Here is a 21,759-nt window from a genome sequence, read left to right on the forward strand (position 1 = left end):
ACTAGAACGTTCGGACAGAGATCTCTGCCCGAACGTTTTGTGGTTTTAAGGGTTTACCTTTCCAACACCAGCATTTGATACCACTTCTGATTTGACATTGTTCACGTTAAGCAAAGAGTAGTTATAAGGAGGGTTGTACGTACCTGTTGAAGACGTTGGCAGACTGCCTGTGCTGTTAATAAATGAGTTGTTGATGACATGCCATGTACCGACTTGACGGCTGTCCCAGCTGCCGATCGCATTATTTGTATTTTCAAATACGTTATGCTCAATTCTCATCTTCGCACCCATACGAGAGTTGATCGCTGTGGTATGAATGCCTTTATAGTAGTTGTTATACACATGACCTTCCCCGTAGCGCATAGATGGTACACGAGAATTCAGGTTTTCAAAACGGTTGTTGTGGAATGTGATTTTTCGGTTGTAGTTGTCGTTATCAGAGCTGCCCATGAGCATCGTTTTCCAGCTGTCATGTACATAGTTCCATGAGAAGGTAATATAGTCGGAGTCTTTTTTCACATCAAATAATCCATCATAATCATCTTTACCAGAGTTTAATGTGTTGTACAGCTCATTATGATCAACCCATACGTTTTTAGAAGCGCCTTCGATTCCAATGGCATCCTTGTCACCGATGTTACTGTGATGGATTTTCAGGTTGCGGATAATGACGTTATTGGAACGCCATACTTTGATACCAATTCCATTAAATTCACCTTTCGTGCCTTTGCCGACGATCGAGACATTGTTTGTATCTTTCACATCGATTTTATTGGCAGATGTATTAGAAGGGGTAATCGTCCCGTCGACAACAATTTTTAATTTTTCGTTTGTTCCTTTACTTTTGAGGGCAGCCAATAGTTCATTTCCAGTTTTGACTGTGACGGTTTTACCGCCTTCACCGCCTGTTGTACCGCCATTTAGTGTGGAGAATCCTTGTTGATTAAAATTGGCCATAATAGAAGGGCTTTCTGGATACTTGGCTGCCGCTTTTGCCTCCCCGTTAGGTGCAAATAATGAAGTCACGAGACCAACCGCTAACACACCAGCTAACATTGGAACTTTTTTCTTCAAAGTCAACATCTCCATTCAATTTTGTTTTAATGTAAACGTTTCCAAAAATAAGCTGCAATTCAACTGCTCCTCCTTTCTTCGCCAGTATCGCCTTTTTCGGAATGTAGGAAGAGCATAGCACGCAAAAAGGTATCATCGGCTAAGAATTGGCGCTGTGTATTCCATGATTTTCTAGTAAACTAAGGCCATGATTATTTTATTTTCGTCTAAATGAGACAAGGATCATTGACGATAGGTATTGGGATGACCTAGTGATTATGAGGGAGAGGCTCTTCGCTTGATAGAAAATCAAGATGATTACGAACGCACCATTTTGTTAGGGACGAAAGAATGTCATAATCATTACATAAGAAAAAATTGGATATAAAATGAATCAAATACTGGATCAACAGGGAGAAAAGGAGTCAAGTTAAAAAAATAAAGTCTATTTTGAACGGTATCGTCATCCGTGTCGTCTCATGAATAAGAGAAGAAAAGGAAGGAGGGGTGTGTTTGGAGCTGACAGAAGAGACATTATTGATTCAGCGGGCAAAACAGGGGGATGATGCTGCATTTACAGCCCTTTATCGTCATCATTATTCCTTTCTTTACCGTTATATAATGAAGCTCACCCTTCAACAAGAGCTGGCAGAAGAAATCATGCAAGAAACGATGCTGAAAGCGTACATGAAACTTTCTTCATTTAGAGGAGATTCCTTATTTTCAACATGGCTCATATCCATTGCATCTAGACAATTTTTAGATCACCAGAAGAAAAGAAAACGTGAACAATTGAGGGAAGAAAAGGCGAATCAAGAGACGATACGCCGCTTTAAATGGGAGATTCAGCAAAAGGGCCATACATGGCATGAGATGTGGGATGCTTTAAACGAATTGAAGGCTCAGGAGAGAGCACCGATTATTTTGCACTATTATTATGGCTTTACTTATCCAGAGATTGCTTCAATGCTCGCTATGAGAGAAGGCACTGTGAAGTCGAGGGTTCATCATGGATTAAAGAAAATTCGAAAGGAGTGGTCTCAATGAAAGAAGATCAGTTCACCGAACGTTTAAAGGAAGAGTTACGGCAGCTAGATGAACAAATTGAAGTGAAAGAGCCAAGTGAACAGGCTGTCATGATGATGCTGAAGCAGGCGAAGGAACGAGAGAAAAGGCGTTTTAAACAAGAAGTACTGGCGTACGTTCTCATCAGTCTGACCATTCTGGCACTATTCGTCGCTGCCATCACCCATTTGCCTATCATCTTCATTCTTCTTCAAGTAGTGAGTATGCCGCTCTGCGTCGTTGTCGGCATCAAGGAATATCAACACATTAAAGGAGGGTCTTCCTTATGAGTCAGACGGAGATGATCATCTTATTGTGCGCATTGCCGTTATTGTTTGCGCAGGGCCTTCTTTTATTTATGGATGCAAAAAAAAGAGGGCGTTATAAGTGGTTTTGGGGTATTGTCGGTTTAATTAACTTCCCATCGTCTTCTATTTTATATTGGCTTTGTGTCGTGTACCCTGATCGAAAAAAAGAAGAGAAGATCCGAAAAGATTGAGCGGACGGCCTATAAAACTTTAGGCCTTTTTTTCGGGTTGAAGATCAACTAGAAATCATTCATGATTCACCTATTTGTCAAAGAGTGCGGGATATATAACGTCTACATCATCATTTCTAGCACAATAGTCATTCTGTAAGAGATACTTTCTAAAAGCGATTGCTGCGGCTGCTTGATCCATCTCAAATCGGCATCATTTTCATCTGTTATCAGTATTGATCAGATTTTACAAATGGTGTTAAATTAATCTCAATATGCGTTAGAAAATCTAACAGATAAATGTGTGAAGATATACAAAGGAGGCAGATGAGATATGTTGACCTTAGATCGAGCAGCACAAACAGCACAAAGCTACATCGACCGTGTGTTAGAGGAGGTGGAAAAACGAAATCCTGGTGAGGAGGAATTTCAGCAAGCCGTAAAAGAAATTCTAGAATCACTCGTTCCGGTTTTTGTAAAGCACCCAGAGTATGAAAAACAGGGCATTTTAGAACGACTCATCGAGCCTGAGCGGCTTGTGGTATTTCGTGTACCATGGGTAGACGATGAGGGAAAAGTACAAGTCAATCGGGGATTCAGGGTTCAATTCAACAGTGCCATCGGTCCTTATAAAGGAGGCATTCGTTTCCACCCATCTGTCAATGCAAGTATTATTAAGTTTTTAGGATTTGAACAAATCTTTAAAAACGCACTGACTGGTATGCCGATCGGTGGAGGAAAAGGTGGATCAGATTTTGATCCTAAAGGGAAATCTGATGGAGAAATCATGCGTTTTGTCCAAAGCTTTATGAGTGAACTCAGCCGATATATTGGACCTGATCAAGATGTACCAGCGGGTGATATTGGCGTAGGGGCACGCGAAATTGGCTATATGTTCGGACAGTACAAGAAAATGCGCGGTGCTTATGAGGCGGGTGTGCTCACAGGGAAAAGCCCTGGATTTGGAGGCAGCTTAGCGAGAAAAGAAGCGACAGGCTATGGACTGGTCTACTTTATGGAAGAAATGTTAAAAGCGCATGGACTTCAATTTGAAGGGCGTTCAGTTGTTGTGTCTGGCTCAGGGAATGTGTCTATTTATGCGATGGAAAAGGTCATGGAGCTTGGCGGTAAGGTCGTTGCCTGCAGTGATTCAAGCGGAGCGATTTATGATCCTCAAGGCATCTCACTTGAAACAGTGAAACAGCTAAAGGAAGTGAGCAATCAACGGATTGGAGCATACATAGACATTCACCCGCATGCTGAATTGATTGAAGATTGCGAACAAATTTGGTCTGTTCCTTGTGACATTGCGCTGCCATGTGCAACGCAAAATGAAATATCTGAGATGCAGGCACAGCAGCTCGTGGAAAATGGTGTCATTGCGGTAGGAGAAGGAGCTAATATGCCCTCCACTCTACAGGCAGTCAAAGTTTTTGAACAGAATGATATTCTATTTGCGCCTGCAAAAGCGGCGAATGCTGGCGGGGTAGGTGTCTCAGCGCTTGAAATGGCACAAAATAGTGCAAGAATGTCTTGGACATTTGAAGAAGTAGATGATCAGCTGAAACAAATGATGCAGACGATATATCGTCAGTGTACAGAGACAGCAGACGAATATGGACACTCCGGAAACTTAATCGTAGGAGCGAATATTGCAGGATTTCGCAAAGTGGCAGATGCGATGATCGCACAAGGCGTGATTTAACTCCTGCTCTCCCGCACCTGTTTATTTCATGACAAGATGGGGAATCGTCCCTGTAAGAATGACAATAAGGAGGCGCGGGAGAAATGAAAAAATGGCTGAAACAAATTTTCAAATGGGCACCTGTGATTTATCCAGTGGTGAGAAAAATATATAAAGAACGGAAAGCATCTAAACGTCGTAACGTATCAGCCGGATAATCCGGCTTTTTTTATGCAAGAATTACCGATTGTGCGCTGAACGAAAAAGATAATAGATTTGAATGATCCATTTCATGCTTCTCTCCGTTAAGTACATAACAAACGGAAAGAGGAGGCAATAACAGATGAACATGAAAAAAGCGATTTTAACTATTCCGCTTAGCGCAGCATTACTATTTCCAGCAGCTCATAACGCAAGTGCACACGAAGGACATATGCATGGAGAGGCAAAGAAGACGTCTTCGTCACAAGAGGTGTCAAATAAAGCAACCGATCTTCGAGCAGCACCAGACCAGCTGTTTTCTGAGCATGCCTATTTAGCAGTGATCACGATGCAAAAGGGAATTGAAGGCAGCAAAGATTTTGATCAAGCAACGGCAGCGTTAAATGACAACATGCATGACTTATCGAAGAAAAGCCACATGCGTTTTCGGGTATGCTTTTACACGGCAGCTCAATTTAATCACGTGTACAGGGACATTTGATTGTCTTTACGCAGCTGATCTCTTCATAAAAAAGGCGATGATACGAAGGTGAAAGATTCATAGGTCATTAGATATGGTTTGTTGTATAAATAGGGGCGTTTGTCATATAAATGAGTTGGCAATTTTTATTTCTTTTCAGTAGAATATGAGTAATGAAGAGAACTGCAAGCGTATACACCCTGTCCAGACAAGGCAGATTCTCCACCCTTACATAAGGAGGCTGATCTGATGCTGAGTAAAAGACTGGCGCACATCTTAAGTCAGCTCATGGCAGCGGAGACCCCGCTCACAAGCGCTGCGCTTTCTGTCAGCTTACAAGTGACAAGCCGCACCATTCGTACAGACATCAAGGAACTGAACGACTGTCTCGCTCCTTATCAAGCGGCTGTAACAGCTGTTCGAGGAGCTGGCTATGAGCTGTTGATCAACGATGAGAATGCCTTTCGCCGTTTTATGAAAGAGGAGGTCGAACAGGAAGAGCCGCTGGCGGTCCTTCCGGAGGAGCGCGTCCGGTTTATTTTAAAAAAGCTGCTTCTCGCAGAGTCTTATGTGAAACTGGAAGACTTACAGGAGCAGCTGTTTATTAGTAAATCGACGATGAGTAACGATATGAAATGGGTCAAACGCAAGCTTGAGCCCTTTGATCTGAAGCTGGAAGCGAAGCCGAATAAAGGCTGCCGGATCAAAGGATCGGAGATGAAAATTCGTTATTGTATGTCAGAATATTTATTCAGTGAACGCCGATCCTGCCAAACGATGCTGAACACGGCAGTCACCATTTTGCCAAAACATGAACTGGAATTGATCCAGAAAACAATCATTGATTATATCAATGAAGAAAGAATGAATCTATCAGACATTTGCATGAATAATTTAATCGTTCATGTCGCGATTGCCTGCAAACGGATTAGACACGGAAACTATGTATCTGTTTTGCCAGAGGAAATCAATGAGATTCCACGGGCAAAGGAATACAAGGTTGCTAAAAAAATGGTGAAATGCCTTGAAGGACTGCTGGACGTCTCTTTTCCACAAGAAGAGATCGTCTATATCGCCATTCATTTATTAGGAACAGCCAAAATGGTACAGTCCTTTTCATCGAGCGGTCAAAAACAAATTGTGGATGATGACACGAGCCGTCTTGTTCAGCTGATGCTCCAAGCCATTGATCAAAAACTGCAGCTTGATTTAGCCGGTGATGCGGAATTAATGATTGGGCTGAGTCTGCACTTAAAGCCAGCCATGACCCGGTGTAAATATGGGATGAACTTAAGAAATCCGATGCTTGATGAAATAAAGGCGGGGTATCCACTTGCCTTTGAAGCAGGAATTATCGCCAGCAGGGTCCTTGAAGAAGAGGAGGGGCTGAGTATTCATGAGAATGAAATCGGTTATATAGCGCTTCATTTTGGTGCGGCTTTAGAGCGGAGAAAAATGGAGGTTCCGCCGAAGCAATGTCTCATTGTCTGTGCATCTGGTGCAGGGAGTGCAAGGCTGCTTCAGGATCGTTTGCGGTCACAATTTGGGACTAAGCTGACCATTTTAGGAACAGCAGAGCTTTATTCGCTTCCGCATGTCTCTTTACATGCCCTGGATTTGATTATTACAACGGTCCCGATTCAGATGGATTTACCGATTCCAGTCATACAAGTGAACACCATTTTGGGAGGCGGCGACTTTTTAAAAATTGAAGAAGCCCTGACGAGTGAAACAAGGGTGACATTGGCCTCTCAATATATGAAAAAGGAATTGGTCTTTACAAAACGCGCCTTTCAAACAAAGGGAGAGGTCATCACCTTTCTCACGAAAAAAGTCATCGATATGGGATTAGCACCAGTAGAACTTACACCTTCTGTGATGGAAAGAGAAGAGGCTGCACCGACATCCTTCGGGCATTATACAGCGATTCCGCACCCTATGACGCCGCTGACAGAAGAGACATTTTGGGCGATATGTACATTAGAAAAACCGATCATATGGGGAGAGAAAAAAGTCCAATTTGTCTGCTTGCTTTGTGTCGAAAAAGAGAATGCCAAAGATTTAAAAGGGATGTACCGTCTGCTGGGCGAGCTTGTGCACAATGTGAAATTCATTCAGCATCTCATCGCCTGTGATACATTCGAAGACATGCTCGATATCATGTATAAAAAGGCCCCTTCGTACAAGAACTAACAGTGTGATCTTAACTTTTTCCGCTTCCTAAAGGAAAAAGTATAGGTATTTATGAAAGCGGTTTCATAATATGATGAATGTGTAAAGAAAAGCTACACACTTTCAAAAGGGGGCGTTTACACATGAACATCTTATTGGTTTGTGCAGCAGGTATGTCAACAAGCTTACTAGTCACAAAAATGGAGAAGAGCGCACAAGAACAAGGAAAAGATTATCGTATTTGGGCAGTATCTGGAGATTCAGCAAAAAGTCATATTGATCAAGCCGATGTGCTTTTATTAGGACCACAGGTTCGATATTTATTACCACAAATGAAAAAGCTCGGAGAAGAAAAAGGGATTCCAGTCGACGTCATTAATACCGTACATTATGGCATATGTAATGGGGCTGAGGTTTTAAAATCTGCTGAACAGTTAGTGAACGGATAAAGGGGGCGGAAGGGATGAATGGATTCAACCGATTTCTAGAAGAGAAGGTCATGCCGTTTGCAGGGAAGATTGCCGCTCAAAGACATTTACAAGCATTGCGTGACGGAATTGTTTTAACCATGCCTCTCATTATTGTCGGTTCACTGTTTCTCATTTTAGCCAACCTTCCGATCCCAGGATACAGCGATTTTATGGCAAGTATCTTCGGAGCAGAATGGGCCACGAAACTATCCTATCCTGTTAATGCAACCTTTGATATTATGGCACTTGTTGCAACCTTCGGGATAGCCTACAGGCTTGCTGAAAAGTATGCAGTGGATGCCCTATCATCTGGTGCGATCGCTGTTGCAGCTTTCCTTTTGGCGACACCATATCAAGTCCCTTTCACACCTGAAGGCTCAACAGAAGCCATCTTGGTAGGTGGGGGAATTCCAGTTACATTGATGGGCAGTAAAGGGTTATTCGTTGCCATGATTATTGCCATGCTTTCAACTGAAATTTACCGATTCATTGTCCAGCGGAATATCGTCATTAGGATGCCTGATGGTGTACCGCCAGCAGTGAGTAAATCGTTTATCGCACTTATTCCAGGCTTTGTGGTCATCACGCTGATCTGGGTCGTTAGACTTGTGATTGAGATGACACCATTTGAGAGTATTCATAATATCATCACGGTCTTAATTGGCACACCGCTTTCCATTCTTGGTGGAAGCTTAGGCGGAAGTATTGTCGCCATTGGTGTGCAAATGCTCCTCTGGGCATGTGGTATTCACGGAGCAACCATTGTCGGCGGCGTCATGGGCCCAATTTGGCTCGGTGCGATGGATGAGAACCGTCTCGCATTCCAAGCAGGAGAAGTGCTGCCAAATATCTTCACAGCGCAGTTCTTTGAAATCTTCATCAATGTCGGCGGAAGCGGTGCAACGCTTGCCTTGGTGCTGACGATGATCTTACGTGCCAGAAGTAAACAAATGAAACAGCTTGGCCGACTTGCCATTGGGCCAGCCATCTTTAACATCAACGAACCGATCATTTTTGGAATGCCGATTGTCATGAACCCAATGCTTCTGATTCCGTTTATCCTTACGCCAATCATGATGATCATCACCACATACATCGGAATGAGCACAGGACTTGTGGCAAAACCGGCGGGGATTGCTGTCCCATGGACGATGCCGCCCATCATTTCAGGCTATCTCGCCACAGGAGGCAAAATCTCTGGTGCTGTCATGCAACTGATTAACCTAGCGTTGTCATTCGCTTTATACTATCCATTCTTTAGAATGTGGGATAAGCAGAAATTAAAAGAAGAAAGTGAGCTAGAAACAAAAGCATCAACTGATGAAAATGTCGTCAGCATGTAATAGAGAGAACAAGGGGGATGCGGCCGATGGAAATGGAACAAATTGTGTTTCAACTCATCTTACACGGCGGGAATGGCAGAAGCTCCGCGATGGAGGCCATTACATGTGCAAAGCAAGGAAATTTTGATGAGGCGAAGCAAAAATTGCAGGAAGCACAAGACGCGTTAAATGAGGCGCATCACGCACAGACTGAGCTGATCCAAGGAGAAATTAGAGGAGAAAAGACCGACGTCAGTCTCTTAATGATCCATGCGCAGGATCATCTCATGAACGCAATGACCGTCAAGGAGCTCGCAGCGGAAATCATCGAGCTCCATGAAAAAATGAAGCAACTCGGAGGTGTCAATTCATGAAAGATGGAATCAAAATTGTCACAATAGGTGGAGGGTCGAGCTATACACCTGAGCTTGTCGAAGGGTTTATCAAACGATATCATGAATTGCCTGTAAAGGAATTATGGCTTGTGGATATTGAAGCGGGTCAGGAAAAGTTAAACATCGTGGGCGCTCTCGCGAAACGCATGGTTGAAAAAGCCGGTCTGCCGATTGAGGTACACCTGACGCTTGACCGTCGGGAAGCCCTGAAGGACGCAGATTTTGTGACAACACAATTTCGTGTAGGACTGCTGGAAGCACGGGCAAAGGATGAGAGAATCCCGCTTAAATACGGCGTCATCGGTCAGGAAACGAACGGACCAGGCGGTTTATTTAAAGGACTTCGAACCATCCCAGTCATTCTAGACATCGTGAAGGATATGGAAGAACTTTGTCCAGATGCATGGCTTGTGAACTTTACAAATCCGGCGGGCATGGTCACAGAAGCTGTGCTGCGCTACACGAATCTAAAAAAAGTAGTCGGACTATGCAATGTACCAATTGGGATGAAAATGGGGATTGCCAAGGCGCTTGATGTAGATGTTGAGCGAATCGAGATACAGTTTGCGGGCCTCAATCACATGGTCTATGGATTAGACGTGTATTTAGACGGGGTCAGCATCATGGATCAAGTGCTCGATGAATTGGGAAATCCGAATAGTCAGTGGTCTATGAAGAACATTGAAGCGAAAAACTGGGAACCTTCTTTTGTAAAAGGCTTAGGGGTGATCCCATGTCCGTATCATCGCTATTACTATAAAACAAAAGATATGCTGGAAGAAGAGCAAAAAGCAGCCCAAGAAAAAGGAACAAGGGCAGAGGTTGTACAGCAGGTCGAGCACGAATTATTTGAGCTCTATAAAGATCCTGATTTATCCATTAAACCACCGCAGCTCGAAAAAAGAGGCGGGGCATATTACAGTGATGCGGCATGTAATTTAATCAGCTCCATCTATAATGATAAGCATGACATCCAACCAGTCAATACAGTGAACAGAGGGGCGATTGCCAGCATTCCGGCTGAATCAGCGGTTGAAGTGAACTGTATCATTACAAAGGACGGACCAAAACCAATAGCGACGGGTGATCTGCCTGTAGCTGTGAGAGGGCTCGTTCAACAAATCAAATCATTCGAGCGTGTAGCAGCAGAAGCGGCAGTGACAGGAGATTACGAAACGGCTCTTGTAGCGATGACGATCAATCCGCTTGTCCCATCTGATGACATTGCAAAGCAAATTTTAGATGAAATGCTCGAAGCGCACCGTGAATATTTACCGCAATTCTTCAAATCAGTCAATGCATAAAAAAATGGCCCCTTTAAGGGGTCGTTTTTTATGATTGCCCCATATGGAAACTGGAGAAAGAAGTGTATGATAGAAAAAACAGCATGTATGGCTTCAAAGAAAGGACGGTTTGAATATGGTTGCAATTGGTTTAATGCTTTACGGCTTTATCGTTCAACCTCTGTTGAGTTACGGAACAGTGGTCTTGTTTTTGTATGGCATCATCGCTTCATTTATTGGTCTTATTCGTCATAGACAGTATGTGTGGATTTATGTTCTCCGCCTGCTCGTTTGTTTTACCATTCCAGTGACCAACCTCTTGATGTATTTCGCAACCATTGGTGGAGATGAAAGAGACTTTGATTTTCAGCCAATGCCGCTTGTTTATTATCTTGTCTTTGCCCTAGAAATCATTATCGTCTTTTTACCAGAGATCTTTTTACTGATCGAAAGAAAGCGGAGCATCAAAGGGAAACAGTGGATATATGCAGGGGCGATTGTGGGTGTATCGGTCTTATTTTGGAGCACGATTTGATGGGAGGTGACTGGACAACTGAGACTATTTCGCCTTTTTGTTGTGTAACCTCTTTCGCCTAACCTTTACAAAAGTAATGGAAAGAACAAAGATAGAAATCCCGAGAAACTTAAATAGAAAGCGGGTGAGGAACGGTGAATCATCGAAACCTGTAGCGATGATCATCGATCCGATGCAAATACCAAAGAACGCTAGTAGATAAGTAAAAAACATACCATCACTCCTTATACGTGTGATTACCATTATAAGGTATATTGGAGGGGTAAATAAACAAAAAAAGAACCCTTCATGACTGAAAGGTTCTTTTACATGCTTAAGCCTGTTTGACGACCGAGTCGACTTCTACTGTCCAGCCGAAGATATCTGGCTGTGTTCCTTTTTGAATGCCAGTAATGGCCTCATACAATTTCTTCGATACTTCACCTGTTTGACCATCTTGAATCACATATGGCTGATCGTGATAAATTAATTCCCCAACAGGAGAGATGACGGCCGCCGTTCCAGTTCCAAAGATTTCTTCAAGCTCACCTGATTGATGTGCTTCAATTAACTCATCAATCGAAATTTTACGCTCTGTCACTGGAATTCCCCAATGTTTTAACAGCTCAAGTACAGAGTTACGTGTGATGCCTTCTAAAATGCTTCCGTTCAATTCAGGCGTCACGATTTCTCCATTGATCTTAAAGAAGATATTCATACTCCCGACTTCTTCAATGTACTTTTTCTCGACTCCATCAAGCCAAAGAACCTGTGAAAAACCTTTGGTTTCAGCGACTTGCTGTGCCTTGAGGCTTGAGGCGTAGTTTCCAGCTGTTTTGGCATTTCCTGTCCCGCCCTTAACAGCACGGACAAATTCGTTTTCAACTGCAATTTTGACCGGATGAATGCCTTCTTTATAGTAAGATCCTACTGGAGATAGGATAATGAGCAGCTTATACGTGCTTGACGGCGCAACGCCTAAATATGGCTCAGTGGAAATAATGAATGGGCGGATATACAAGGAAGTGCCCTCTGCATCAGGTACCCAATCCTTATCAATGCGAATGAGTTCATTTAAGCCATCTAAAACCGTTTCTGTATCAATTTGCGGGATACACAGGCGGTCATTGGATCTGTTTAAGCGTTCCATATTCTTTTCCGGACGGAATAAGAGAATTTTTTGATCCTCGGAAACATAAGCCTTTAGGCCTTCGAAAACAGATTGACCATAATGGTAGACCATTGAAGCTGGGTCCATTGGAATGGCCTGATAAGGTATAATTCTTGGATCGTACCAGCCTTGATCAATGGAATAATCCATCACAAACATGTGATCTGTGAAAATTTTTCCGAATTCAAGTTGATCAGATTGAGGTTTTGGTTTTTTTGTTGAACTAAGTTCAACGCGGATGGGTTGTTTTGGCATCGTAAATCTCCTTGCTGTTTGATTATTTGAAAATTCTAATAATATGAAATAATTATGATTCTATTCTATACCTTCACAAAATATTAGCAATAGGTTTTCTGGAATTCAGACAAGAAAAATCTGTTAAAGCGCTTTCCTTCTCTCTGCCGTCAGTCTGCCTCAAGTCACCCCTTTTTAATAAAGAAATAAAATCCAAATACTTTATTAACTGATTAATCTGACAATTTAAAAGCGGATGAATTTCCTGTAAGATATTCTTTCAACCATACACCTTTTGACCAGTACATTGCAAGGGGCATTCTCATATTTTAATCCTCTTTTTTTTAACCGATAAAGGAAGAAGAGAAGTGAAAGGAGCAAACAACAAGATGAAACGAGCGATACCAGGCATTTTACTCATTTTATTCATGACCGTGATCAGCTTCGGCTGTCAAGCGATGACAGAGGAGGCTGGCGCCAAGCAGGGAACTTCCTATTACGTGGCGACAAACGGAAACGACAAAAACCCGGGAACGAAGCAAAAACCTTTTCGCACGCTGAAAAAAGCGGCAAGTATGGCGAAAGCCGGGGCAACCATTTACATGAAAGGCGGCACATACAAAGAGAAATTGATTGTCCGCCATTCAGGGACAAAGAAAGCACCTGTTGTCTTTCAAGCTTACGGAAAAGAAAAACCTGTCATTAGCGGGGCTTCACTTAAAGGAAATCAAGCAGATGGCGGTCTTGTCACAATCGATCAAAAAAGCTACATCACCCTTAAAGGCCTGACGGTGGGACATCTCAAGACGAATAAGGAAGAATTGACACCAGTCGGTATTTTCATCAAAGGAAGCGGAAAAGGTGTCAAACTCCTCAACAACCGAGTGTATGACATTCAGACGACACACAAAAATGGGAATGCGCACGGTATTGCTGTCTATGGAACAAAAGCTCCTGCGGCTATTGAAGACATTGAAATCAAAGGAAACACTGTTGAAAAATTAAAGCTTGGCTTCAGTGAAGCGCTTGTGCTAAATGGGAACGTCAAAAAATTCCGTGTGACACATAACACGGTCCGAAGCGCAGATAATATAGGCATTGATTTAATTGGTTTTGAGAACGTAGCACCTTCTAAAAAGTACGATCAAGTTAGAAATGGTGTCGTATCTAGAAACAAAGTGTATGAGATTACGAGTGTAGGGAATCCAGCCTATGGCAAAGACATCTCCGCTGGCGGAATTTATGTTGATGGCGGGAAGGACATTGTGATCGATCATAACATCACACACCACAATGACCTTGGGATTGAAGTCACAAGTGAACATAAAGGAAAAATGGCAGATCGCATTCGCATCGAACACAATCAAGTGTATTTGAACCGTTATACAGGCATTTCAATTGGCGGCTATGATAAGAAGCGGGGCGGAACAACAAATACGACGATCTCACATAATATTTTGTACAAAAATGACACAGCTGGCTTAGAAGGCGGTCAATTGTTGATGCAATATCAAGCCGTGAACAATCGAATCACGAACAATATCATGACAGCGAGTACCTCGCATTACTTAGTCGTGAATCTTTATGGAGTAAATCAAAAGAATACCTTCCAGAAGAACGTGTATGATGACCGCAAAGGTGCGAAAGCATCACAGTGGGTATGGCGCGGGAAATGGATGGAAGGCTACAAAACGTATCTCTCTAAAAGCGGCCAAGATAAAGGATCAGCACATCTCAATCCACAATTTGTGAATGAGAAAAAATATGATTTTCGTCTGAAAAAATCATCACCAGCTAAGAAAATCATCGGAAGTTAAGCATGTAAGAACCACAATCGTATTGTTTTAAATTTTCAAAAAAATCATTGACATTGATGTGACATCACATTAAAGTAAAGAAGACATTTCAACTAAAACAAAATTTCATAACGGATCTCTTATCAAGAGAGGCAGAGGGACTGGCCCTATGACGCCCAGCAACCGTTTCTACTATAGAAATTGGTGCTAATTCCTGCAAAGCTATTACAGCTTTGACAGATAAGAGAGGAAGACTTCCCGATACATGTTTCATGCAACGGTGATCAAGCCTCTCTTTCCAGGAGAGGCTTTTTTTCGTCACTTTTTCAAATAAAAGAATAGTTTACTGGCGTTTTCCCACTGTTTTACCTAGTTTTCCGATGTGAAAAATAAAAGCAACTTGAGGAGGAACAGCAATGAAGCGTAAGTATTTTACATCATGTTTTGTATTATTAACGGTATTGACCGTCCTATTAACGGGCTGCGGCACTGGATCAAGCGCAGGCTCAAAGGCAAATGCGAACGAAAAGGTCTCCTTTGACAATATACCGAAGCGATTTGCAAAAGGACAGGGAGCAAAAATTAAAGTCATCCGCAAAATTGGAGGGGATGATCATACAGCACAGTTTTTAGCAGGGACGAAGGCAGAAGGTGAAGCATTGGGCTTTACGGTGGATATCTACACAGCAAATGGGGATACAGCGAAGTTCCATGATGCGATCTCTCAGGCGCTTGAAGAAAACTATGATGGCTTTATCATCTCTCATGGGGATGACGAGGCGACCGTCGCTGACGTGAAAAAGATCACAGAGAAGGGTATTCCAGTTGTAGCGTTTGATTCGAATCCTAAGCTGAAGGGCATCAAAGGGGTCACAGTGACATCTCAAGATGACGAACAATTAGCCAAAAAATCACTAGACGCACTTGTGTCTGATTTTAAAGGAAAAGCAAATATTGCGTACCTCTGGGTAGATGGCTTCCCGCCAATGGTGAGACGAAACAAGGTGTACCAAGAAACGCTCAACCAACATTCAGGGATCAAGGAGCTTGACCGCTTTGGCATTGCTTCCTCTGATACATCTGTTCAAACACAAAATGCAGTGGCAGCCATGCTGAATAAATATCCAAAGGGTAAACTTGACGCTATTTTTGCCACGTGGGATGCCTTTGCCATTGGCGCAGCAAGAGCGCTAAAGGAAGCAGGAAGAACAGAAGTGAAGATTTACGGGATTGATGTGTCAAATGCTGATCTTCAAGAAATGACAGCGAAAGACAGTCCATGGAAGTACACATCAGCGGTTGATCCGAAGCTCATTGGCGCAGTTGACGTGAGAATTCTTGCGAAGAAAATAGCGGGTGAGAAAACGCCATCTTCCTATGACCTTGAGGCCTCCCTCATCTCACAAAAGCAGCTTCAACAATCAGGAAAAGCCATCAATATGGTCAATCTTGCAGACGAAGTAAAGGGGTTCGGCTCATCGACTGCTTTTGAAGAAGATTGGATGAGGACCTTGAAGAAGCATTATACAAAATAAACGACGTGCACTCTCTTTCCATAGAGGGTGTTTCGTATTTCAGATGATGATCATGAGAAGGAGGACACCTATGACTTCGCCGCTAGTTTGTATGAAACATATTTCGATTGAATTCCCAGGAGTAAAAGCGCTGAATCAAGTGAATTTCACATTAAAAAAAGGGACGGTTCATGCGCTGATTGGAGCGAATGGTGCTGGGAAATCCACGTTAATGAAAGTTCTTTCTGGCGCTCATTCGCACTATGAAGGAAGCATCCATATCAATGGTCAGGCGGCATCTATTCAAACCCCAAAGGATGCGGCCTCATATGGTGTGCAGACGGTTCATCAAGAAGTGGATACGGCTCTCGTTCCCTACTTAAGTGTTGGTGAGAATATGATGATGCATGAGATTGAGAAAAAAACATTTGTGGGCTGGAAAGAGCTGCACCGCATGGCAGCTCAACTATTAACAGAAATGGATATCGACATCTCCACAAAACGCCTTGTGAGTGATCTGACCCTTGCAGAAAAACAGATGGTGCTCATTGCCAAGGCCGTTTCAATCAAATGCAGCATTTTAATCTTAGATGAACCAACGGCGCCTCTTAGTCATACAGAAACAAGCAAGTTATTCTCAATGATTGATCGGCTGAAACAGAAAGGAACGGGCATTGTGTTTATCTCCCATCGCATGCCTGAAATTTTCACCATCTGTGATGAGCTGACAGTGATGCGAAATGGAACCGATGTCGCAGCTCACCTTGTTCAAGACACGAATCCGCAGCAGGTCATTGAAGAAATGCTAGGTGCGCCACTAGAGGAACAATTCCCGCTCCGTACACCTTTGAAGGATGCACCTATTGTGCTTGAAGTGAAGCAGCTAAACGACCAGCATAAATTACGCAACATTCATCTTCATGTGAAAAAGGGAGAAATTCTCGGAATTGCAGGGCTTGTCGGTGCTGGAAAAACAGAATTGTGCAAAGCCCTTTTCGGCGCCTCAGAAAAAAAGACGGGGACTGTGCAGCTTCATGGTCAAACCGTTCGCATCACATCGCCTCATCAAGCCGTGAGAGCTGGAATGGCACTTGTGCCGGAAGAGCGGAGGAAGGAAGGGATTCTGACAGAAGAGAGCGTGGGGTGGAACTTAACGGCTGCAAGTCTTCGTTCATTCTCACGGGTGTTCAGCTTCTTACATCGTTCGAAGGAAAAGCGGGAAGCAGACGAAATCGTCAAACGACTTGGCGTCAAAACCCCATCTCTTGAAGCAAAGGTGAAGCATCTATCCGGTGGAAATCAACAGAAGATTGCCATAGGAAAATGGCTGCTGGCTGAAGCGGATGTCTATCTCTTTGATGAACCAACCAAAGGCGTTGACGTTGGAGCGAAAAAAGATATTTTCACGCTGATTGCAGAGCTTGCCGACCGCGGGAAATCTGTGATTTATGCGTCAAGTGAGTTGTCGGAGATTGCAGGTATCGCAGACCGAGTCTACGTGCTGTATGATGGCATCATTGCCTGGGAAATGACTGCGCCAACGACTGAGGAAGAGCTTTTATATCATTCGACAGGAGGACAATCATGAGTGAACGACAAATTTCAACCCCTGTGCAGAAAATTAAAAAACAGCGGCCATCCTTTCATCTATTTGATTTCTTTTATCGATATGGCACGATCTTAACCATTGTTATATTGATTGTGGTATTTGCGGCAGCGAATCCAGCATTTTTGCAATCAGGGAATATCATCAATATTTTACGGTCTATCTCCATTGTGACCATTATTGCGGTGGGCCTTACCATCTCATTGGCAGTAAACGGCTTTGATTTATCAGTCGGATCAGTCGCAACGTTATCGAATGCAATTGTGATTTCTATGTTTGTGTGGTTTTCGCAAAACCCGCTGATTGCGATCCTCTCTGCGCTAGCGGCTGCCCTTATTGTTGGTTTACTCAATGCCTTGATGATTGTCAAAATGAAAATTCCAGATATGCTCATGACATTAGCCATGATGTTTATCATTCAAGGGCTGGCTCAGACGTATACGAAAGGGGCGACCATTTCTGAAAACATGGTGCTGCCTGACGGTACATTCTCAACGGGTACAATCCCCGCCTTTTTCAGCAAAATCGGACAGGTGCCATATATCATTCTCTTAATGGCTGCCATTGTGCTATTTGCACATATTTTCATGACCTATACAAAACACGGACGATTCATGTACATCATTGGAGGGAATAAGGAAGCGGCTCGATTGTCCGGTATTCATGTAAACAAATATATAATCGCGGCATATCTGCTCTCGGCTTTATTTGCAGCGATCGGTGGTATTGTGCTGGCATCAAGGGTGATGACAGCGGAAATTAATGCCGGCGCACCTTATTTAATGGATGGCGTAGCGGCAGCTTTTATCGGTTTTTCCGTCATGGGAGCAGGGAAACCAAATGCATTTGGTACGTTTATTGGGGCTGTGCTCATCGGTATTTTGCAAAATGGGCTTGTGATGATGTCAGTCCCTTATTACGCGATGGATATTGTGAAAGGCTCTGTACTCGCCCTTGCGCTGGCGCTGACGTATTATAAACAGCGAGGCTGACGACGTATTTTTTAAAACCTTTCGAGTCCTTTCTCCGTCTAGTAAACGGAAAGCGGTGCAGCCGCCGTTTCCCAAAAGGAGATGACAAAGAGAAATGAATATGTCAGCAACTCATGTAGAAGATTTGAAAAACGTCATGGAAGACTGGAAAAATGAATTATTAGTATATAAATTTGCATTAGATGAAATGGATACGAAGTTTTCAATTATCAGCCAAGAATATAATTTAATCCATGGACACAATCCAATAGAGCATACAAAATCACGGATCAAATCCTTTGAAAGCATTGTCAATAAATTAGCAAGAAAAGGATGCGACATCACAACACAATGTGCTAAGGAGTATATCCATGATATCGCAGGTGTCCGCATCATCTGCTCCTTTATTCAAGATATCTATAATATTATGGATGTATTGAGGCAAAGGGAGGATCTAAAAATCCTTGAAGTGAAGGATTACATTCAACATCCAAAACCAAATGGCTACAGAAGTCTTCATTTAATTGTGGAAATCCCTGTGTACTTAACGAATCGTGTGGAGCATGTGAAGGTTGAGATTCAGGTACGGACCATAGCAATGGATTTTTGGGCGAGTCTTGAACATAAAATCTATTATAAACTGCAAAACGATGTCCCTCATCAGCTAACCGATGAACTGAAGGAAGCGGCAGATATCGCCCATTACTTAGATGAAAAAATGCAAAATATTAAACGAGAAATTGATTAGCGCATAAAAAAGAGCAGCTGTGAATATAACAGCTACTCTTTTTTATTTTTAAGGATTGGTGCCGCGGTCTCTCTTTTGAATGATCGAACCTTCATCTTGAGCTTGTGCAGATTGGCTGTCTTTTTGGATAGAAGCGCCAATGGAAACACCTGTTATCAAGAGTGTCAAAATCGCACTTGTGATAAGCCATTTTTTCATCATATATCACTCCATATTCTTAACAAGTTTTTAAGGACAACGCCTTGTTCCAGAAATAAGTGGATTCTTCATGAAGTCCAAGATCCGTTAAGTAAGCAGCTGCATCCTGACAGATGGCTTCAAGATCGACAAGGAAATTCATAGATTCTAATTGATCACAATAAGATTTGATTTGCTCCATCATGTGGTCCGGCTGAAGCATAAGTGTTTCTAAAATAGATAATTTAAGTGAAATGTTTCGTTGTTTTAAATTTTCTGCTTTTTGAAGTGAAAGCTGTACATAATAGTGGAACAAACCAGGTTTTTTCAGCTTGAATAGTGCTTTTGTGTAGGCATACATGGCAAGTAAGTAGCCGCCTGGAGAAGACGTTTCAAATGTCTCGATCAATAAAGCTTTTTCTAGGAGCGGCACAGCTTCACTGTATTCATTTCTAAGACTTTTAATAAAGGCTGCATTGCAATACGCGTGACCAAGTAAATCTGGGTCTTCCATTTGTTCTAGTGAATGAATCACTTCTTCAAATAATGACTCTGCCTCATCATATTTCGATTGATCAGCATAATTCAAAGCGAGCATCATTTGACAGCTGATTGATTTTTTCACATAACATGGGTCTGCGTCATAAATAGATGAAGCCATCTTTAAGTGGTGTATGGAGAGAAGCGTGGACCTTATATTATAGTAAAGACACCCTGTTTTATAATGAAATTCTGCTTTTTCAATGTCATCGTGCACGAGATCTAATTTATCCTCTGCCAATTTTAAAAGGTGAAATGCCGTATCCTGATTGCCTCTGCGCATTTCATACATCCCTTTAAAGAAATAGAAATAGTAGCTGAGCATGTCATCTGTACGGATCGCATTTTCATCAACAAAAAGACTATGATCCAACGAAGCTGTATCTTCGATGAGATCCTTAAAACGGTACTCTAGCAATTGATAGTAAAGTAAAACGTCTTGATTCTCTTCCATCCGATCAAACGCTTGAAGAATCTCTTCTTTTAGCTGGATCGCACCTTGTATTTCTCTTTTTTTCATCATGACATACCAGTCATTTAACATATTCGCTACATCAACGGACGACAAAACACCAGTTTCTGACAATTTATATCCTCCTTTCTCATCTATCCATCTAGCTCGATTTCCGTTCATCTGAATTCACTTTCCATATTCAGTACCTTCTTATATTTTAAGCGCTCTCTCGCAATTTGTAAAACATGTTTTTTGATGTAAATTCAACCAGTAGTGAAAGAAATAGGGATTAGTCACATTTTGTATACGCTTACATTATTTTAGGTAAAAAGAGGGTTTTGAAAGAAATATATTACGATATCAATAGAGAGAAGAAGGTAATTCAAGAGTCTGGTATCATATGTTAGAAAAAAACGGCGGTTTTCAAGGCACTGTCTCGTTTATTCGTAAGATTATCTCACATCATGATTGTGAATTACTCTTCTTTTAGAATAAAATGAGTTATTCGAAAAAAAGTAAAATTTAAAGAGACTATTGATCTAGAATTGTATGGATCTTTGGTATTGATAAAAAACATCACACACTATAGCTTTAGCGTGGTATAGTATTATTGTTATTTCGAATATTCGGACAAAACTGACAATAGGGGGCGTTTGTTTTATGAAAAAATCGATGTTACTGATCATGGGACTCATTGTTGTGCTCGTCATGGCAGCCTGTGGATCAAAATCGGACAGCGGTTCGGGAGAAGGGAAAGGCACATATAAAATCGGGATAGATACAACATATCCGCCGTTTGAATTTGAAAAGGGCGGTAAATATGAAGGAATAGACGTTGATCTGATTAATGCAATCGCAAAAGACCAAGACTTCAAAGTGAAACTTGAAGCTATGGACTTCTCAGGCATTATTCCAGCAATGCAGGCAGGCCAGCTTGATGTAGGTATGGGCGGGATGAGTATTACAGATGAGCGTAAGAAGAAGGTGGATTTTTCAGATCCGTACTTCGACGCTGGACTGACAGTTGTTGTGAAAAAGGACAGCAGCATCAAATCAATTGATGATTTAAAGGGGAAAAAGCTAGCTGTTAAAAATGGAACGACAGGTGCAAAATTTGCATCAGATCACGCAGATAAATATGGGTATGAAGTTGTTCAATTTAATGACAGCCCATCGATGTTCCAGGAAGTTTCAAACGGAAATGCAGATGCCTTAATTGAGGATTATCCTGTCATTACGTATGCGATCGCACAACAAGAATTAAAATTGAAAACAGTTGGAGACCGCTTGAATGGAGACCAGTATGGTATCTCTGTGATGAAGGGGAAAAACCAAGACCTATTGAAGAAGATCAATAAAGGTCTAGAGAACCTAAAGAAAAACGGTGAATATGACAAAATGATTGATAAATATTTGAAGTCATAACACAA

Annotated in this window: 21 protein-coding genes, 1 pseudogene and 1 riboswitch; of the genes and pseudogenes, 18 read left to right on the forward strand and 4 right to left on the reverse strand. The window is 42.2% G+C overall.

The annotated features are described in order from the left end of the window. Nucleotides 1-45 precede the first annotated feature (45 nt). Nucleotides 46-1,056: a pectate lyase family protein gene (locus C6W21_RS11025; RefSeq protein WP_486187526.1), complete on the reverse strand. Its 1,011-nt coding sequence runs from the start codon at nucleotides 1,054-1,056 to the stop codon at nucleotides 46-48. A gap of 510 nt (nucleotides 1,057-1,566) precedes the next feature. On the opposite strand from C6W21_RS11025, the gene sigY reads away from it, so the two are divergent. The 12 genes and pseudogenes from sigY (at nucleotide 1,567) to C6W21_RS11080 (ending at nucleotide 11,139) form a co-directional block, all read left to right on the forward strand. Then, nucleotides 1,567-2,100: an RNA polymerase sigma factor SigY gene (gene sigY / locus C6W21_RS11030; RefSeq protein ID WP_106050412.1), complete on the forward strand. Its 534-nt coding sequence runs from the start codon at nucleotides 1,567-1,569 to the stop codon at nucleotides 2,098-2,100. Further along, nucleotides 2,097-2,408, forward strand: a complete 312-nt coding sequence (locus tag C6W21_RS11035) for a YxlC family protein (protein WP_106050413.1) — start codon at nucleotides 2,097-2,099, stop codon at nucleotides 2,406-2,408. The genes sigY and C6W21_RS11035 overlap by 4 nt, the downstream gene beginning before the upstream one ends. After that, the gene (locus C6W21_RS11040) at nucleotides 2,405-2,617 is read left to right on the forward strand and encodes a transcriptional regulator (protein WP_088002567.1); all 213 of its coding nucleotides are present in this window, start codon (nucleotides 2,405-2,407) and stop codon (nucleotides 2,615-2,617) included. Before C6W21_RS11035 ends, C6W21_RS11040 begins: the two co-directional genes overlap by 4 nt. Nucleotides 2,618-2,930: 313 nt before the next feature. Next, the gene (gene gdhA, locus C6W21_RS11045; protein ID WP_106050414.1) at nucleotides 2,931-4,301 is read left to right on the forward strand and encodes an NADP-specific glutamate dehydrogenase; all 1,371 of its coding nucleotides are present in this window, start codon (nucleotides 2,931-2,933) and stop codon (nucleotides 4,299-4,301) included. An 83-nt stretch (nucleotides 4,302-4,384) separates the two neighbouring features. Continuing rightward, nucleotides 4,385-4,498 (forward strand): hypothetical protein, encoded by a 114-nt coding sequence (locus tag C6W21_RS19260; RefSeq protein WP_003214702.1) that lies wholly within the window; start codon nucleotides 4,385-4,387, stop codon nucleotides 4,496-4,498. Nucleotides 4,499-4,623: 125 nt separating this feature from the next. Then, nucleotides 4,624-4,908: pseudogene (locus C6W21_RS11050) on the forward strand (copper amine oxidase); the annotation flags it as partial. A 303-nt stretch (nucleotides 4,909-5,211) separates the two neighbouring features. Further along, nucleotides 5,212-7,155, forward strand: a complete 1,944-nt coding sequence (locus C6W21_RS11055; protein ID WP_106056266.1) for a BglG family transcription antiterminator — start codon at nucleotides 5,212-5,214, stop codon at nucleotides 7,153-7,155. A 122-nt stretch (nucleotides 7,156-7,277) separates the two neighbouring features. Beyond that, on the forward strand, nucleotides 7,278-7,583 hold the full coding sequence (locus tag C6W21_RS11060; protein WP_106056268.1) for a PTS sugar transporter subunit IIB: 306 nt from the start codon (nucleotides 7,278-7,280) through the stop codon (nucleotides 7,581-7,583). A gap of 14 nt (nucleotides 7,584-7,597) precedes the next feature. Next, the gene (gene celB, locus C6W21_RS11065; RefSeq protein WP_060597567.1) at nucleotides 7,598-8,947 is read left to right on the forward strand and encodes a PTS cellobiose transporter subunit IIC; all 1,350 of its coding nucleotides are present in this window, start codon (nucleotides 7,598-7,600) and stop codon (nucleotides 8,945-8,947) included. Between the two features lie 26 nt (nucleotides 8,948-8,973). Beyond that, a complete protein-coding gene (locus C6W21_RS11070) occupies nucleotides 8,974-9,300 on the forward strand; it encodes a PTS lactose/cellobiose transporter subunit IIA (protein WP_106050418.1) in 327 nt (108 codons plus the stop codon). Further along, the gene (locus tag C6W21_RS11075) at nucleotides 9,297-10,625 is read left to right on the forward strand and encodes a 6-phospho-beta-glucosidase (RefSeq protein WP_106056270.1); all 1,329 of its coding nucleotides are present in this window, start codon (nucleotides 9,297-9,299) and stop codon (nucleotides 10,623-10,625) included. Before C6W21_RS11070 ends, C6W21_RS11075 begins: the two co-directional genes overlap by 4 nt. A gap of 115 nt (nucleotides 10,626-10,740) precedes the next feature. Next, complete coding sequence (locus C6W21_RS11080) at nucleotides 10,741-11,139, forward strand: hypothetical protein (RefSeq protein WP_106050420.1); 399 nt, start codon at nucleotides 10,741-10,743, stop codon at nucleotides 11,137-11,139. A gap of 313 nt (nucleotides 11,140-11,452) precedes the next feature. Here C6W21_RS11080 and C6W21_RS11090 read toward each other — a convergent pair whose 3' ends face one another. Continuing rightward, nucleotides 11,453-12,544: a branched-chain amino acid aminotransferase gene (locus C6W21_RS11090; RefSeq protein WP_106050422.1), complete on the reverse strand. Its 1,092-nt coding sequence runs from the start codon at nucleotides 12,542-12,544 to the stop codon at nucleotides 11,453-11,455. Between the two features lie 368 nt (nucleotides 12,545-12,912). Here C6W21_RS11090 and C6W21_RS11095 point away from each other — a divergent pair, with 368 nt between their 5' ends. From C6W21_RS11095 to ywaC, 5 genes are all read left to right on the forward strand, one after another. After that, complete coding sequence (locus tag C6W21_RS11095; RefSeq protein ID WP_106050956.1) at nucleotides 12,913-14,340, forward strand: DUF1565 domain-containing protein; 1,428 nt, start codon at nucleotides 12,913-12,915, stop codon at nucleotides 14,338-14,340. A gap of 116 nt (nucleotides 14,341-14,456) precedes the next feature. Then, nucleotides 14,457-14,566: riboswitch (SAM riboswitch) on the forward strand. Between the two features lie 169 nt (nucleotides 14,567-14,735). Beyond that, a complete protein-coding gene (locus tag C6W21_RS11100) occupies nucleotides 14,736-15,854 on the forward strand; it encodes a sugar ABC transporter substrate-binding protein (protein ID WP_106056272.1) in 1,119 nt (372 codons plus the stop codon). Between the two features lie 70 nt (nucleotides 15,855-15,924). Then, nucleotides 15,925-17,421, forward strand: a complete 1,497-nt coding sequence (locus C6W21_RS11105; protein ID WP_106050424.1) for a sugar ABC transporter ATP-binding protein — start codon at nucleotides 15,925-15,927, stop codon at nucleotides 17,419-17,421. Next, the gene (locus tag C6W21_RS11110; protein WP_106056275.1) at nucleotides 17,418-18,431 is read left to right on the forward strand and encodes an ABC transporter permease; all 1,014 of its coding nucleotides are present in this window, start codon (nucleotides 17,418-17,420) and stop codon (nucleotides 18,429-18,431) included. The genes C6W21_RS11105 and C6W21_RS11110 overlap by 4 nt, the downstream gene beginning before the upstream one ends. Nucleotides 18,432-18,525: 94 nt before the next feature. Then, on the forward strand, nucleotides 18,526-19,158 hold the full coding sequence (gene ywaC, locus C6W21_RS11115) for a GTP pyrophosphokinase YwaC (protein ID WP_003215004.1): 633 nt from the start codon (nucleotides 18,526-18,528) through the stop codon (nucleotides 19,156-19,158). A gap of 48 nt (nucleotides 19,159-19,206) precedes the next feature. On the opposite strand, the gene C6W21_RS19025 is transcribed toward ywaC, so the two are convergent. Together C6W21_RS19025 and C6W21_RS11120 are read right to left on the reverse strand one after the other, a co-directional pair. Further along, on the reverse strand, nucleotides 19,207-19,356 hold the full coding sequence (locus C6W21_RS19025; RefSeq protein ID WP_189318181.1) for a hypothetical protein: 150 nt from the start codon (nucleotides 19,354-19,356) through the stop codon (nucleotides 19,207-19,209). A gap of 19 nt (nucleotides 19,357-19,375) precedes the next feature. Beyond that, a complete protein-coding gene (locus C6W21_RS11120; protein WP_106056277.1) occupies nucleotides 19,376-20,461 on the reverse strand; it encodes a Rap family tetratricopeptide repeat protein in 1,086 nt (361 codons plus the stop codon). Between the two features lie 528 nt (nucleotides 20,462-20,989). Here C6W21_RS11120 and C6W21_RS11125 point away from each other — a divergent pair. After that, the gene (locus C6W21_RS11125; protein ID WP_106050427.1) at nucleotides 20,990-21,754 is read left to right on the forward strand and encodes a transporter substrate-binding domain-containing protein; all 765 of its coding nucleotides are present in this window, start codon (nucleotides 20,990-20,992) and stop codon (nucleotides 21,752-21,754) included. The last annotated feature ends 5 nt before the right edge of the window (nucleotides 21,755-21,759 follow it).

The organism is Bacillus sp. NMCN1 (assembly GCF_002998085.1).
GTDB lineage: Bacteria > Bacillota > Bacilli > Bacillales > Bacillaceae > Bacillus.

What these genes read in the sequence shown, in the direction of transcription:
- C6W21_RS11025 (WP_486187526.1), bottom strand. Translation starts at nt 1,056, where the DNA reads ATGTTAGCTGGTGTGTTAGCGGTTGGTCTCGTGACTTCATTATTTGCA.
- C6W21_RS11035 (WP_106050413.1), top strand. Translation starts at nt 2,097, where the DNA reads ATGAAAGAAGATCAGTTCACCGAACGTTTAAAGGAAGAGTTACGGCAG.
- C6W21_RS11040 (WP_088002567.1), top strand. Translation starts at nt 2,405, where the DNA reads ATGAGTCAGACGGAGATGATCATCTTATTGTGCGCATTGCCGTTATTG.
- gdhA (WP_106050414.1), top strand. Translation starts at nt 2,931, where the DNA reads ATGTTGACCTTAGATCGAGCAGCACAAACAGCACAAAGCTACATCGAC.
- C6W21_RS19260 (WP_003214702.1), top strand. Translation starts at nt 4,385, where the DNA reads ATGAAAAAATGGCTGAAACAAATTTTCAAATGGGCACCTGTGATTTAT.
- C6W21_RS11055 (WP_106056266.1), top strand. Translation starts at nt 5,212, where the DNA reads ATGCTGAGTAAAAGACTGGCGCACATCTTAAGTCAGCTCATGGCAGCG.
- C6W21_RS11060 (WP_106056268.1), top strand. Translation starts at nt 7,278, where the DNA reads ATGAACATCTTATTGGTTTGTGCAGCAGGTATGTCAACAAGCTTACTA.
- celB (WP_060597567.1), top strand. Translation starts at nt 7,598, where the DNA reads ATGAATGGATTCAACCGATTTCTAGAAGAGAAGGTCATGCCGTTTGCA.
- C6W21_RS11070 (WP_106050418.1), top strand. Translation starts at nt 8,974, where the DNA reads ATGGAAATGGAACAAATTGTGTTTCAACTCATCTTACACGGCGGGAAT.
- C6W21_RS11075 (WP_106056270.1), top strand. Translation starts at nt 9,297, where the DNA reads ATGAAAGATGGAATCAAAATTGTCACAATAGGTGGAGGGTCGAGCTAT.
- C6W21_RS11080 (WP_106050420.1), top strand. Translation starts at nt 10,741, where the DNA reads ATGGTTGCAATTGGTTTAATGCTTTACGGCTTTATCGTTCAACCTCTG.
- C6W21_RS11090 (WP_106050422.1), bottom strand. Translation starts at nt 12,544, where the DNA reads ATGCCAAAACAACCCATCCGCGTTGAACTTAGTTCAACAAAAAAACCA.
- C6W21_RS11095 (WP_106050956.1), top strand. Translation starts at nt 12,913, where the DNA reads ATGAAACGAGCGATACCAGGCATTTTACTCATTTTATTCATGACCGTG.
- C6W21_RS11100 (WP_106056272.1), top strand. Translation starts at nt 14,736, where the DNA reads ATGAAGCGTAAGTATTTTACATCATGTTTTGTATTATTAACGGTATTG.
- C6W21_RS11105 (WP_106050424.1), top strand. Translation starts at nt 15,925, where the DNA reads ATGACTTCGCCGCTAGTTTGTATGAAACATATTTCGATTGAATTCCCA.
- C6W21_RS11110 (WP_106056275.1), top strand. Translation starts at nt 17,418, where the DNA reads ATGAGTGAACGACAAATTTCAACCCCTGTGCAGAAAATTAAAAAACAG.
- ywaC (WP_003215004.1), top strand. Translation starts at nt 18,526, where the DNA reads ATGAATATGTCAGCAACTCATGTAGAAGATTTGAAAAACGTCATGGAA.
- C6W21_RS19025 (WP_189318181.1), bottom strand. Translation starts at nt 19,356, where the DNA reads ATGAAAAAATGGCTTATCACAAGTGCGATTTTGACACTCTTGATAACA.
- C6W21_RS11125 (WP_106050427.1), top strand. Translation starts at nt 20,990, where the DNA reads ATGAAAAAATCGATGTTACTGATCATGGGACTCATTGTTGTGCTCGTC.